Here is a 13,686-nt window from a genome sequence, read left to right as displayed (position 1 = left end):
TCGATGTTTTCTAGAATTGATCTGGCAACAGCGTCTTGCCAAGCTCTTGATTATGTGAGTAATCAACGGGCACATCAACAATTACCGGTCCCTTAGTCGCAAAGGCTTGGTCCAGCACTTTGTTCAAATCAGTTGGCTTGTTAACCCGTAATCCCGTTGCACCAAAAGCCTCGGCGTACTTAACATAGTCAACGTGACCAAAATCAACCGCTGCATCTACACCATATTTCATTTCTTCCTGGAACTTTACCATATCATAATGACCATCGTTCCAGATAATGTGCACAATATTGAGCCCTAAGCGAACCGCCGTTTCTAACTCCTGCCCGGAGAATAAGAAACCGGCGTCGCCTGAAACAGAAACAGCCTGATGATTTGGTCGTACCAGTGCCGCAGCGATTGCCCATGGTAAGGCAACACCTAATGTTTGCATCCCGTTGCTGAACAACCGATGCCGCGGTTCATAACTGCGGAAATGACGCGCCATCCAAATGTAATGGCTCCCCACATCAACACTCACAGTCATATCATCGGTAACGTGATCCTGCAGAGCGGCCACGAGCGCTAATGGCTGCACAGTTGCGTCTTCATCACTTGCTTCAAAGTTTTGATCCCGCATCGTTAACTCTTCATGAAATTCAGCTAACGTCCGTTTAGCAGCGGCGCTGGGCTGATACCCTTTGATTGCTGGTTGTAAGATGGCCAACGTCTGGGCAATGTCGCCCACTAGCTGTGTTTCCGGTTGAAAGTGTTGATCCAACTGAGCTGCTGTCGCATCGATTGTAACGATGCGAGCCTGCTTCTCAGCGTTCCAATTACGCGGTTCATATTCAACTGCATCATAGCCAATGGCAATTACTAAATCAGCCTGTTTTAGCAAACGATCGCCTGGCTGATTCCGGAATAACCCAACACGACCAAAGTAGTGGTCGGCTTCCAAATCGCGAGAAATAATTCCGGCACCCTGGAACGTTTCAACCACAGGAATGTTGGCAACTGTCACGAGATGGCGAATCGCACTGGTAACTTCTGGTGAAGAAGCCCGCATGCCAGCCAAAATAACGGGCAATTTTGCACTACGAATTTCCTGGGCCAGTAAACTAATATCGGCAGGGCTTGCCGGTCCCAAAACGGGCGCCTGCAATGGTTCTAACGCTGGGCTGATAACTTCGGCATCATCCACATCCTGTGGCAAAGAAACAAAGCTCGCCCCTTGTTTGCCTGCAGTCGCAGATTCAAACGCATTAGCCAACACTTCTGAAATGTTTTCTGGATCTTGAATTTCCACAGAAAATTTCGTAATTGGCTTAAACAAGGCCGCATTAGCCATACTTTGGTGAGTCAACCGTAGTAAGTCCTTACGTGGAACCTGTCCACCAATGGCAACTACGGGATCGCCTTCAGCTGTTGCAGTGACTAAACCAGTTGCTAAATTGCTAGCGCCTGGTCCTGAAGTAACTGCAACTACCCCTGGTTCACCTGTAAGTCGGCCAATCCCCGCCGCAATAAAGGCTGCGTTTTGTTCGTGTCGTGCGACAACCAGCTTAGGCGATTGCGGGTCAGTTGGATGAGCTAAACGCTCAAATAAACGGTCAATCTTAGCACCAGGAATACCAAAAACATACTTCACATTATGGTTAATCAAACTTTCAACAACGGCATCAGCACCGTAACGAGTTTCTTCAGTCATGAATAATCTCCTTAATTAATCCGTGACGTAGCGACCGTCTTTCAGTCAGCAAATACGTTCACTTGTGAAAAAATCATAATCTCAGCGTACCACACTTTTCACAAATGATTAAACATTTTGTGATAAAAAGGCAGCCTCTTTATTGAGGCTGTCTTTGTTTGACACTGTCGTCTTTAGCTGACGTTTCCAAATGATAAACGCTAGTCAATTTCACAAGTGGAAATTCTGTTTGTGAATTTAATGACTGTATTCATCTCTTTAAAAATTCACAAGCTTAAAAATTCAGTTTAGTAACTTTAGGCGTCGTCTGTGCAATGACACGACCGCCACGGATTGAATACAACACTTCTGAATGTTCATTAAGTACGTTGTAAAAATCACTGTTGTTATAAACAATGCAGTTACCAGGCTTGCCGACTTCAATGCCGTAATGGTCAGTAATATGCAGCGCCTTAGCAGCGTGGCTGGTCACAAATTGATATGACCCATTAATCTCGTCATAACCCATTAAATGACCAACATGAAGGCCCATCGAAACAGGATCTAGCATATTGCCATTCCCCATTGGATACCATGGATCACGAACATCGTCTTCACCGAAAGCGACATTAATGCCATCTTCGTTAAGTTCTTTAACCCGCGTCATCCCTCGACGTTTAGGATAAGTATCAAAACGCCCACCTAGATTGGTGTTTACTAACGGGTTCGCAATCATGTTAATATCTGCCATCCGGAGCAAACGGAATAATTTATAAGCATACGCATTGTTGTACGAACCTAGCGCAGTCGTGTGGCTAGCCGTCACCCGATCAGACAGGCCGGTTTCATATGCAATCGTTGCCAAAGTCTCCAAATGACGGGATGCAGGATCGTCAATTTCATCACAGTGAACGTCAATCAGACGATCATACTTTTGAGCTAAGTCACCAATAAAATGTAACGATTCGATACCATATTCACGAGTGAACTCGAAGTGAGGAATGCCGCCAATGACGTCTGCCCCCAGCTTAACGGCCTCTTCCATTAACTGTTTACCATGAGGAAACGACAAAATACCTTCTTGTGGAAAGGCAACCAATTGCAGTTCTATCTCATCAGCCATCTCTTTTTTAACTTCCAAGAGTGCTTTTAAGGCGGTGAAAGAGGGATCAGTTACATCGACGTGTGAACGCACAACCTGAATCCCATTGGCAATCTGTTTACGCAAGGTTTCCTTTGCCCGTTCTTTAACATCTTCAATCGTTAACGTTTTCTTTCGCTCCGACCAAATGCGAATACCATCAAATAATGTACCAGACTGATTCCATTCAGGATCTCCAGCCGTTTGGGTAGCGTCCAAATGAACATGTGGGTCAATCAATGGTGGCAATAATAATTTGCCGGTTGCGTCAATCACCTGCTCGTTATCTTTAGGCGTTAAATGCTGATCAATCGCTTTAAAAACACCGTCTTCAATTCGAACATCTTGTAAATCGCTCTGATTGTTGATGTGAACCTGCTGAATAAGCATTAGTTGTAACCTCCATGTGTCAGTGATATGTAAACGTCTTCAATCTCGGTTTAGCGTAATGCTAATAAGTTTTGAATGCAAGCAAAACTGTGATACAAACGGATTTGAAGCACCTTTCGAAAACGATTTGAAACCTTTTTTCAAAAGTTTATCTTGATATTTGTAAATGATTTTCATATAATCAACATGTGCAACAGACAATTTATTTTAAAAGAGGAGCTTTCTAATGAAATTAGGGTTAATCGGTTTAGGCAAAATGGGTCTGAACTTAGCAGAAAACATGATGGATCATGAAAACGAAGTTGTTGGTTTTGACTTAAACAAGGACTTTGTCGACCAAGCAGTAACCGCTGGTGCTGAAGGTGCCGACTCACTTGCTGACATGGTCGCTAAATTACCATCACCAAAAGTCGTATGGGTTATGGTTCCAGCCGGCAAGCCAACTGAATCAACGATTGACCAATTGTTAGACCTACTTGACGAAGGTGACTTCATCATCGACGGTGGTAACTCCTTCTGGAAGGACTCTGTTGCAGATGCTCAAAAGGCTGAAGAAAAAGGAATCAAGTTCTTCGACTGTGGTACTTCTGGTGGTCAATCTGGTGCCCGTCACGACGGTAACTTCATGATTGGTGGAAACGATGCCGCTGCCTTTAAGACACTTGAACCTTTGTATGAAGGTATCGCCCAAAAAGATGGTTACCTTTACACTGGTAAAGCTGGTTCAGGCCACTACCTCAAGATGGTTCATAACGGGATTGAATACGGTATGATGGAAGCTATCGGCGAAGGTTTCGATGTGCTTGAACACAGTGCGTTTGACTACGATAACGAATCCGTTGCCCGTCTTTGGAACAGCGGTTCAGTTGTTCGTTCATGGCTGATGGAATTGGCTCAAGATGCCTTTGCTAACGATGCTAAGTTAGACAACATCAAGGGTACTATGCACTCATCTGGTGAAGGTAAGTGGACTCTTGAAGAAGCAATGAACCAACAAGTAGCAACCCCTGTTATCGCTATGTCACTATTGATGCGTTACCGTTCAATGGAAAACGATACCTTTACTGGTAAAGTTGTTTCTTCATTGCGTAACGGCTTCGGTGGTCACGCGGTTGATAAAGCTTAATTTAATAAATTTTCCATCGGATGATGCCCTCTTGGGTGTCATCCTTTTTCTTTACTTATATATCAAGCCGAGTTGACTTCACACCCTTATTATTAAGTTAAATTAGCATACCGTGTACTGCCGTTGCGCTGGCCAGAAATGCCGTTCCATGAGGACCGGTCTCAGCCTCCCAAAACCTGGAGTCTTCTACCTTGATTATGAGCCGAAAAGTTCATCGTCTCATAAGTCATCCCGCAACACTAAGCGGCCAAGTTCTCGCCGCCAAGTGTTGCCAACACGGAACTCTATTTCTAGTCAGCTCCACTCTGATAATGACTAATTAGGACTCTGTTATGTTGATACGGTTTTCTAATAATACTAGCCGCCAAATTTGCCGATATGTGAGCTGAAGGGCGTCAATAGTGATACCGAGTCGTGAAAGTGGTGTTAATGAGGTGGTTTTCCGAATTTACACCACGGACGGTCACAAAGACTCGGTTTTTACGAGGCTTTGTGGCGAGGTGAAAGACTCCGGTTTTCAGGAGGCTCGAACCGTTCCCACGACGAGCGTGTCACTATTGACAACCGTAAGCGCCATTCACAGCTCTACATTAATGCCAGCAATTAATAGAACTAAAAAAGCTGCACCTCATTGTGGGGTACAGCAAAACAAAATTGAATTTAATTAGCGAACCACCAGCACAGACACTGGTGAATATTTGGCCACATAAGCCGCCTGGCTACCAAAGTACTTGGCAACCCCTTGACGAGACAATGAGCCGACAATTACAAGGTCTGGATCAACTTGTGGAATTACCTGCTTGACGATTGTTTCACCAGGATCACCTTCAGCAATCAACGTTTTAACAGACTTAACCCCTGAATTTTCGGCGACCCGACGATATTTATCTAATCGCTCTTGAATCGTCTTTCGTTGTTGATCCAACATTTCCTTGCTTAACGCGGTAAAAACATTAACATCCTGTTCTTCAAGGATACTAACAATAACCAGCTCGGATTTATCTTCCTTCGCCTGTTTGACCGCGTACTGGTAAGCTAGTTGTGCATCCGGAGAATCATCAACACCAACAAGCACACGCTTGTAGTCGTAGACTTTCCCCTTTATGATGTCATCCTCACTTTGTACTTTCTTATGTTCACTTTTTGCCATGTTAAACAACTCCTTCACAGATAATTGTAACCGCTAACACTGCAATAAAGCTAGTCTAAACGACTAATGATTTTCAATCGGCTTAATATAATCTTGAGCTGTTGCTAAGGTATTCGCCGACGACTGTTTCATTGAAACGGTCACTTTATTCTTCAATCCAGTCAACCGCTTGTGCTTTGCATCAACCCGGTATTGCAAAGGCTGACCATCTTTCGCAAAGATAAGTTGGCTCTTAAAAGCCTCACCGCTGCGGTGATAGTTGGACGCTGCATGTTTCTTGTAGTCCGCTTCAGTCTTATAAACAGCAGTTGCCGTCGACTTCGGCACTAAGGTTAACACGTTTCCCTTTTGGGTTACCTGCCCATCCGTCACTTGTTCTTGAATACCGTTCATACTTAAAGAAGTGGTCACACGCTGCCTAAATTGATGATCTTTCGTAAAGACGACCAACAGTGTATTATTCAACATCTGCTTTTTGCCTAGTGTACTTTGCCGTTTGTAAGACCCCTGATAACCAAGATCTTGCCAAAATGTAGCCTGTGTTTTGCTACTCTGTTTTTTGGTGGCCACCTTTGCGACTGAATGATGATGTGCTTCCGCCTTCGCAGGTTGGCTCGCAACACTGATGGTCATTAAACTGACGATCACCGCTAATGCAGCGATTTTAATTTTACTAATGTAACGTTTTCCCCCACTTGGTGCAGATTGGTGCTGTGTACTCATGCGTTATTCGTCCCTCATTTCAAAGTTTCGATGACAATCTGGCACAATGCGCATATCAATTGTCATCCCCTTAACTGATTATCGAGTACTATTATCGCAAACATTTGTGCAAATTTCAAAAAAATTCAAGTAATCTAATGCCTATACGCCCCTTACGATGTTCCTGACAATATAGAGAATCCGATGTAATCAAGGTGTCTACCGATTTCGAAACAAGAAATTACAAAATTATAACAATTTGTTCCTAGCGCGCAAAAAAACTGCTCAATTTAATTATTGGGCAGTTTTTTCTTGCATATATTTAACGGCATCAGCCAGTTTTGTAAATTGTTTAGTTTGGCCAGCATTTAATTTATGGGCCCGCTGGTACACCCGTTTAGTTGGCGTAAAGTGTGTATGTGTTTTTACTTTGCGACTTGCACTCGCATACGCGTCTTCCAATTTTTGATACGTCGCTTGACTGCTCGTTGCATCGATATTAAGCCGCCTTTGGTCACTAGCCTGCAAATGGTCGATGTAAACGCCTGCCTGCGGTTTAACTACTTTCATCGTCTGATTGATCGCAGTAACATTGTCCTGCTTGTTAGTGGCCAACTGCTTAGCATACGTGCGTTCAAAATCACCAAGTGGTAGCTGATAGATAGCTAACGCAATATTGTTAGGCTTTGCCTTTTTCTTATTGCTACTATCAAACTGGTAATGAGCCACCGTTACCACTACTGCAGAACGGCCAAAACTCATTGAAGTAATGATCGCCTGCTTGTGTGAGAACGAAGCTACCCCGTGTGCTGTGACCGTTTTACCCTTATACGTCAACGGTTGGGCGGCATCAACCAATTCGTAATTCGTTGTTGTCATATTTTTATACAACACAGTGCCACCAACCGCCACAACTGCAATCACAACAGCAGCGACAATGGCACTGATCAACCATACGAGGCCCCGATTATGAACCGGAGCATTTGTCTCTGTTTGCTTCATTACCCAAGGTCCCCTTTATTGCGCTAATTTATTCTAGAAAGCCCGCATAATGTGAAGAACTCCCTCAATGAAGAAGTAGATGCCAATCAGTGTCGCTAAGGTTAGTGCAGCTACCACTGGCTTTAGTAATAATAAAATACCAACGATAAGACCGAGTACATCTAAGCCGATGCTGATCCAGAAATACCGTTTGTCAAACGAACGCATTAACCCTGACGTAATCAAACCGGTCAATGAATCAACAATGAACCATATTGCAAAGAAAATTGGTAACAAACGCATCCCGATACCAAGATGAAAGATTAAAAATGCTCCAATTACAATATCTAAAATTCCCATAGTCAACAGCCACACAGGAGAACGCCCCAGAAGCCGTCGGACGTCATCATGGAACCATACCTCATAAACACCTCTGAGTAATGCAACGGCCCCAAAAATGGCCACCAGTGCCATTAAACTCGATGCCGGATCCACAAAAGCAATCCCTGCTGCAATGATAAATAACACGCCAAGAATGAAACTATACCAGTCAAAGGACCGACGGGTGGAATTCCAATTCATGTCATCATCCCTATCTTTACAAAATTTCGATTCACGTTCATTACGCTATCTGTGTTCAGTCTAACACTCGCATCATGACCGACCAACAGTTGCGCCCCATTCATCAACAAAAATTAGTTAATGTCATATCCGTATCATTTTGCGAAGAAGGATAAACAAAAAAACATCCTATCCCCAAACTGGGAAAATAGAATGCTTTCAAGACAAGGATCGCGCTCAAGACTTTAAATGACGATGCCATTTCGCATTGTTCGCCCAAGGTCGTAACGAAATCACTGCCATCTGTTCGTAAAATTTAAATTAACGGTGGTCAGTTTTACGGGCCCACAAATCACCTAAGATTTGGATGATAAACACGATGGCTAAGATAATAATCATCGCCATGATGGTGATGTCATTTTCAAAACGGTCATACCCGATACTAATCGCAGTATTCCCAAGACCACCACCGCCAATGGCACCAGCCATTGCAGTAAGTCCGATCAAACTAATAACGGTGACAACCGATGTCCGAATTAAATCAGGCAGCGCTTCACGTAAATAAACACGAAAAATAATTTGCATTGGTGAAGCACCGACTGCTTCCGCAGCTTCAATAATGCCACGATCAACATCCACTAACGCATTTTGAACCTGACGTGCATAAAATGGTGCGGTACCAATTGTCAAAGGCACTAAAGCTGCAGTAGTACCAATTGAGGTACCCACGAGCAACCGCGTGAATGGCGCGATAACGGCTAATAAGATGATAAAGGGAATGGACCGGAAGATATTTACCAGTTTATCCAAAATCCAGTATGTCGTCCGGTTTGCCAGAATGCCACCTGGTGCTGTAACTACTAACGCAATACCGATAATAATTCCAAGAATGCCGGCAATTATTCCGGAGACCAGCGTCATGTAAATTGTTTCCCACGTTGATTGGATGAAGACATCCTTATTAGCCACAACGTTTGGCATAATGGATGTCCAAAAATCCATTGCTAAAATAGTTGTCATGCTTATGCCTCCCCTTCGGCGTTAGTGTCTGCTTCAGCAGCCTTGCGTGCGAGTTCTGCCTGATATTCTGCGACATTGATTTGCCGAACGCTCACGCCCTGTTCCTTCACGTAAGCCAATGCCTTATCAACCGCATCGCCTGCACCACTTAACACCAATCCTAAATTACCAACTGGTGTATTTTGAAGAATCTCGACGTTCCCAAACAAAATATTTGGCGTAACTTTAAATTGCTCATACAGTTGTGCAATTAGGGGATCATCAGTCGATGCACCCGCATAGGACAGTACGACCAGCCGCTCGTTTGCTTGCAAGTGCTGGATACTTGGCTGGGCAACAACGTTTGCCAAGGCAGCATCAATCTGAGAAGACGTTTCGATAAATTCTCTCGTCAATTGCTGAGTTGGTTTGGAGAAGATCGTCAGCAAGTCGCCTCGTTCAACGATTTCTCCACTCTGCATAACGGCCACCTTGTTACAAATGGATTTAACTGCCTGCATTTCGTGGGTAATCAACACAACCGTCAATCCTAACTTTTCATTCAAGTTTTTCAACAAATCAAGAATTGACGATGTCGTTTTAGGGTCTAGCGCCGACGTCGCTTCGTCAGAGATCAAAATTTCCGGATCATTTGCCAATGCCCGGGCGATTGCCACCCGCTGTTTTTGACCACCAGATAACTGGGCCGGATAATCATTTTTCTTTTCAGATAGGCCAACTAAGTCCAAGAGTTCATCTACCTTGGCCTGCTTGTCATGCCGACTCAGTTTTGAACCCAACAATAACGGAAACATGACGTTGTCACCGATGGTCCGCTCATTCATTAAGTTGAAGTGCTGGAAGATCATGCCAATCTTAGTTCGTGCTTGGCGCAGCGCCTTTCCCTTTAAGGCACCCATATTCTGACCACTTACGGTCACCTTACCGGAAGTTTGTCGTTGCAACTGGTTAATCACCCGCACGAGTGTACTTTTACCCGCGCCAGAGTAGCCAACGATACCGTAAATGTCACCCTTAGCGACTTCCAGATCAACATTTTTAACGGCCCGCACAGTGCGGTCAGCCTCTTTAAACGTTACATCAATGCCCTTTAAATCAATAATCGGTGCGTTTGCTGCCATAATGGTTGTTCCTTTCCTAATTCGAATTCAATGCGGTTAACTAAAAATGTTCTATGTATGCAAACGTGAACCGCGAAACCAGTTCATGTTTGTCTAAATAATACAAAGGAAATTATTTAATGTCCAAATTCCATGCTGGCTTTTCAGTACCTTTGAAGTCTTTGTTGATGATGTCAGCAATCTTCTTGGTTTGGTAAGCCTTAACAATTTCTTTGACGGCTTTCTTGTTCTTGTCAGCCTTACGGGACACGATAATGTTGATGTAAGGTTTAACATTCTTATCGATTTTTTCTGCGTAAACGGCGTGCTTGATGTTCAACTTAGCGTCAACAGCGTAAGTATTGTTGACAACTGCGGCCGTGGCAGAGTCGAGCGAACGTGGTGTTTGGTCAGCAGCCACCGCCGTAATCTTCAAATGTTTTGGATTTGACGTAACATTCTTAGGTGTTGGCAATTTAGCATTGTCCAATTTAATCAAGCCTGCGTTCTTCAATAGATTTAAGGCACGCCCCTCATTAGTTGCATCGTTAGGGATCACAATCTGATCACCCTTCTTAAATTCAGAAACCTTCTTAAGCTTTTTTGAGAATAATCCAAGTGGTGCAACAGCTGTTTTACCAACCGGTGTCAAATCTGCTTTGTGCGCCTTGTTCCACTGGTCTAGGAAGTAATAATGCTGAAAGGCGTTTAGGTCGATCTGCTTATCATTCAACGCTTGGTTTGGTTGAGTGTAATCAGTGAAGGTCACGATTTTTAAGTTAATGCCCTTCTTCTTAACATCCTGAGCAATTGGCTTCCAGATCTTTTCATCGTCGGTGCCGACAATACCAACTTTAACTGTTGTCGTCTTAGCCGAGCTAGACTTGCCACAACCCGCTAATACCAAACCTAACGCAAGTACAGATGCAGTCCCTAACAAAATACGACGAATTCTTTTATTCATGTTAATTTACCCCTTTTTCATCCATTTAGATGTCATTAATATCGACTCATTTTTAATTTGCCGACTTCACATAACCGTTCACTGACAAAGCTGAACTCCAGCAACGAAAAAAGCCCGCCTCTAATAAAAATTAGAAGCGAGCTTATCGCGTTACCATTCTAGTTCGAACTGAATTTACATTCAGTTCCTCATCAACCGACACCTAGAAAGGGTCTAGAATTCCTAAGTAGCGGTGTGCGCGGTAATGGGCGCCAAGTCATTATCACCTTACCAACAATAGTTGCCGGTTCGACGATACCAATCGCAGGCCATTTTCATCCTAACTTGACTCACCCGCTCTCAGCAAACGCAGGCTTTCTGTACAGTTTCGTTAAAACTACTTTCCTGTTCAAATTGTTTTTCGGTCATGTGAAATTGTTATTAGATTACCGCACAAAAAATCGCTTGTCAACGATTATTGTAAGAAAATAATGAGATTCGCCACGCCGTTCTCATAATTATTTTTATATTACCCGGTGAGTGCACGTCAAATCCCTTTAACGGTTTAAAATGCTTTCAATTCGTTCAAGTTCATCTGTTGTGAAGGTCAGGTTGTTAACCGCCTTGATGTTGCCCAACAAGTGGTCAACATGTGAGGCACCAATGACAACACTTGTCACCACGTCATCATGTAATAACCAGGCCAAGGCCATCTGTGCCAAAGTTTGTCCACGGTCAGACGCCAAACTATTCAGATCGTTTAACTTGCTAACCACTTTATCAGTACCTTGTTTCAAAGAAAGCTTATTGCTCCAGTGAATTGGCATATCTTCGGGGATACCTTGTAGATAGCGATCCGTTAGCAGACCTTCTGCCAGTGGGCCGTATGCCACTAATCCTAGTTTGTTTTCCTTTAGTACGTTTAGCAAACCATCGTCTTCCACAGCACGATTAATCATGTTGTAGCTGCTTTGGTTAACAACAAATGGCGTGTGGTGTTCCTTGAACAACTTAGTGATCGCTGCTGTTTGATCTGCAGTGAAGTTTGACACACCAACGTATAAAGCTTTACCCTGCTTAACCATCAGGTCCAATGTTTCAACTTGTTCTTCGAGCGAGGTGTGTGGGTCGAAACGGTGCATATAAAAGACATCGACATAATCCAAATGCATCCGGGTTAACGATAACTCCAGTGCATTCATCAATGTTTTACGCGATGAAAACTCGCCGTATGGTCCAGGCCACATATGAAAGCCAGCCTTTGTCGTTATGACCAATTCATTACGATATGGCTTCAGGTCCTGTTCGTAAACTTTGCCGAACGTCTCTTCGGCACTCCCGTTGCTAGGACCGTAATTTGACGCGTTATCGAAACTGAAAATACCGTTGTCAAACGCCTTCAACATTACCTCACGACTATTTGCATAAGGTTGTTCGTCTCCTAGATTCCGCCACAGGCCAAAACTGACCGCTGGCAACATAAAGCCAGTGTCAGCAACTCGGCGAACGGGCATGTTTGCGTACCGCTCTTCGTTTGCTTGATACATATCAATTAACTCCTCTCAATCTATGCTTACAGGCCTTATTTTAACGTAAAATGCAGGCAAAAACGAACTTGTCTTGCTTGCGGCGCGGGGTTGGCGCCGCTTTTTGTTAATGGTATATAAGTTAAAGTAAGAATTTGTTTGTTAAATTGAGACATAACCCGTGTTTAGAATGTATGTGATTATCTCTCTTTTGTAGATACAAAAAAATCGTGGATTCTGTTTGAATACCACGATTTTTTGACTTTGTTTTAAAAAACATCAATTGGTCTATCTTAATTTAACGTCCGGATTTTGTTTGCTAATAAACAATTCATCGACCGGCTGATTGTTGTGAATCCGTAAAATCGCTTCGCCAATTAAATCAGCTACCGAAATGACGGCCAACTTATCAAACTGCTTTTCAGCGGGTACTGCAATCGAATCCGTGACAATCACTTTAGTTAACTTTGATTGTTCCAACGATTCAGCTGCACGACCAGAAAAGACAGCGTGAGTCGCCACCGCATACACATCCTTAGCCCCACTGGATTTAAGAATATCTGCCGAGACCGTCATGCGGTCCGCTGTATCAATCATGTCGTCAATAATAACAGCAGTTTTACCCTTTACGTCACCAATCACTGAGTCTGGTTCCGGATCAAATTCATCCTCTGAACGGTTATCAATGATTGCGATCGGCGCCTTTAATAATTCGGCAAAGTTACGGGCCCGTGAAACACCAGCGTGATCAGGGGCAACCACAACAATGTTATCCAGTAAGTCGTTGGTGTAAAAGTACTTAGCCAATAACGGTGCACCCAGCAAATGATCGACAGGAATGTTGAAGAACCCCTGAACTTGATCGGCATGCAAATCTAACGTCAACACACGGTCGACACCGTCAATTTGAAGAAAGTTGGCCACTAACTTGGCTGTAATTGGTTCACGGGGACGTGCTTTACGATCTGCCCGTGCATACCCATAGTAAGGCAGCACCACATTGATTTCACCAGCACTAGCACGCCGCAACGCATCAACCATAATCATCACTTGCATGAACGAACTGTTCACGGGATCACTAATCGATTGGATGACATAAACTTCATCCCCACGAACACTTTCATCAATGGTAATCGCAATTTCACCATCAGCAAACGTACTGATGGTAGTTGGACTCAGCGGAATATTAATAGACGCTGCGATTTTTTCTGCCAACGGCCGATTGGTGTTCAGTGAAAACAACTTAATGTTGCCGTTAGACTTTTCTTCACTCATGACTGCCTCCACAAATTCTTTTCAATAGTCCTATTATCGCAAGTAAGCCCGCGAATGACAAGGAAAACCCAGTTAAAACCGGTTAACTTGCGAACATTTATC

General features: G+C 43.7%; 12 protein-coding genes and 1 other annotated feature. Of the genes, 1 reads left to right on the top strand and 11 read right to left on the bottom strand.

The window, feature by feature from the left end; genetic code table 11:
• Positions 1–10: 10 nt before the first annotated feature.
• Both alsS and codA read right to left on the bottom strand, forming a co-directional pair.
• Positions 11–1,690, bottom strand: a complete 1,680-nt coding sequence (gene alsS / locus LDK34_RS04575; protein ID WP_236941520.1) for an acetolactate synthase AlsS — start codon at positions 1,688–1,690, stop codon at positions 11–13.
• Positions 1,691–1,964: 274 nt separating this feature from the next.
• The gene (codA, locus tag LDK34_RS04570) at positions 1,965–3,200 is read right to left on the bottom strand and encodes a cytosine deaminase (RefSeq protein WP_178942307.1); all 1,236 of its coding nucleotides are present in this window, start codon (positions 3,198–3,200) and stop codon (positions 1,965–1,967) included.
• Positions 3,201–3,426: 226 nt separating this feature from the next.
• Between codA and gnd the strand changes: the two genes are divergently transcribed.
• Positions 3,427–4,326 carry a phosphogluconate dehydrogenase (NAD(+)-dependent, decarboxylating) gene (gene gnd / locus LDK34_RS04565; RefSeq protein WP_178942306.1) on the top strand — a complete coding sequence of 300 codons (900 nt, stop codon included), beginning with the start codon at positions 3,427–3,429 and terminating at the stop codon, positions 4,324–4,326.
• Between the two features lie 664 nt (positions 4,327–4,990).
• On the opposite strand, the gene LDK34_RS04560 is transcribed toward gnd, so the two are convergent.
• The 9 genes from LDK34_RS04560 to LDK34_RS04520 form a co-directional block, all read right to left on the bottom strand.
• Positions 4,991–5,476, bottom strand: coding sequence for a universal stress protein (locus LDK34_RS04560; RefSeq protein ID WP_162855586.1), 486 nt, complete (start codon positions 5,474–5,476; stop codon positions 4,991–4,993).
• Positions 5,477–5,539: 63 nt separating this feature from the next.
• Complete coding sequence (locus LDK34_RS04555; RefSeq protein WP_178942305.1) at positions 5,540–6,199, bottom strand: hypothetical protein; 660 nt, start codon at positions 6,197–6,199, stop codon at positions 5,540–5,542.
• Between the two features lie 273 nt (positions 6,200–6,472).
• Entirely contained in the window at positions 6,473–7,180 is a 708-nt protein-coding gene (locus LDK34_RS04550) for a hypothetical protein (RefSeq protein ID WP_236941519.1), read from the bottom strand.
• A 33-nt stretch (positions 7,181–7,213) separates the two neighbouring features.
• Positions 7,214–7,741, bottom strand: a complete 528-nt coding sequence (locus LDK34_RS04545) for an HdeD family acid-resistance protein (RefSeq protein ID WP_178942303.1) — start codon at positions 7,739–7,741, stop codon at positions 7,214–7,216.
• A gap of 300 nt (positions 7,742–8,041) precedes the next feature.
• The gene (locus LDK34_RS04540; protein WP_277516831.1) at positions 8,042–8,740 is read right to left on the bottom strand and encodes a methionine ABC transporter permease; all 699 of its coding nucleotides are present in this window, start codon (positions 8,738–8,740) and stop codon (positions 8,042–8,044) included.
• A 2-nt stretch (positions 8,741–8,742) separates the two neighbouring features.
• Complete coding sequence (locus LDK34_RS04535) at positions 8,743–9,861, bottom strand: methionine ABC transporter ATP-binding protein (protein WP_178942302.1); 1,119 nt, start codon at positions 9,859–9,861, stop codon at positions 8,743–8,745.
• A 112-nt stretch (positions 9,862–9,973) separates the two neighbouring features.
• A complete protein-coding gene (locus tag LDK34_RS04530) occupies positions 9,974–10,792 on the bottom strand; it encodes a MetQ/NlpA family ABC transporter substrate-binding protein (RefSeq protein WP_420871568.1) in 819 nt (272 codons plus the stop codon).
• A gap of 141 nt (positions 10,793–10,933) precedes the next feature.
• Positions 10,934–11,205 (bottom strand) — a binding site (T-box leader).
• Between the two features lie 135 nt (positions 11,206–11,340).
• The gene (locus LDK34_RS04525) at positions 11,341–12,330 is read right to left on the bottom strand and encodes an aldo/keto reductase (RefSeq protein ID WP_017262837.1); all 990 of its coding nucleotides are present in this window, start codon (positions 12,328–12,330) and stop codon (positions 11,341–11,343) included.
• Between the two features lie 267 nt (positions 12,331–12,597).
• Positions 12,598–13,584 (bottom strand): ribose-phosphate diphosphokinase, encoded by a 987-nt coding sequence (locus tag LDK34_RS04520; RefSeq protein ID WP_236941518.1) that lies wholly within the window; start codon positions 13,582–13,584, stop codon positions 12,598–12,600.
• Between the last annotated feature and the right edge of the window lie 102 nt (positions 13,585–13,686).

Origin of the sequence: Furfurilactobacillus milii, assembly GCF_021654115.1 — a bacterium.
Lineage (GTDB): Bacteria > Bacillota > Bacilli > Lactobacillales > Lactobacillaceae > Furfurilactobacillus > Furfurilactobacillus milii.
Note: the sequence above shows the minus strand (reverse complement) of the source record. Positions and strands in the feature narration are given on the sequence as shown.

Excerpts from the sequence above, each read along its gene's own strand:
- alsS (WP_236941520.1), bottom strand. The coding sequence starts at position 1,690 with ATGACTGAAGAAACTCGTTACGGTGCTGATGCCGTTGTTGAAAGTTTG.
- codA (WP_178942307.1), bottom strand. The coding sequence starts at position 3,200 with ATGCTTATTCAGCAGGTTCACATCAACAATCAGAGCGATTTACAAGAT.
- gnd (WP_178942306.1), top strand. The coding sequence starts at position 3,427 with ATGAAATTAGGGTTAATCGGTTTAGGCAAAATGGGTCTGAACTTAGCA.
- LDK34_RS04560 (WP_162855586.1), bottom strand. The coding sequence starts at position 5,476 with ATGGCAAAAAGTGAACATAAGAAAGTACAAAGTGAGGATGACATCATA.
- LDK34_RS04555 (WP_178942305.1), bottom strand. The coding sequence starts at position 6,199 with ATGAGTACACAGCACCAATCTGCACCAAGTGGGGGAAAACGTTACATT.
- LDK34_RS04550 (WP_236941519.1), bottom strand. The coding sequence starts at position 7,180 with ATGAAGCAAACAGAGACAAATGCTCCGGTTCATAATCGGGGCCTCGTA.
- LDK34_RS04545 (WP_178942303.1), bottom strand. The coding sequence starts at position 7,741 with ATGAATTGGAATTCCACCCGTCGGTCCTTTGACTGGTATAGTTTCATT.
- LDK34_RS04540 (WP_277516831.1), bottom strand. The coding sequence starts at position 8,740 with ATGACAACTATTTTAGCAATGGATTTTTGGACATCCATTATGCCAAAC.
- LDK34_RS04535 (WP_178942302.1), bottom strand. The coding sequence starts at position 9,861 with ATGGCAGCAAACGCACCGATTATTGATTTAAAGGGCATTGATGTAACG.
- LDK34_RS04525 (WP_017262837.1), bottom strand. The coding sequence starts at position 12,330 with ATGTATCAAGCAAACGAAGAGCGGTACGCAAACATGCCCGTTCGCCGA.
- LDK34_RS04520 (WP_236941518.1), bottom strand. The coding sequence starts at position 13,584 with ATGAGTGAAGAAAAGTCTAACGGCAACATTAAGTTGTTTTCACTGAAC.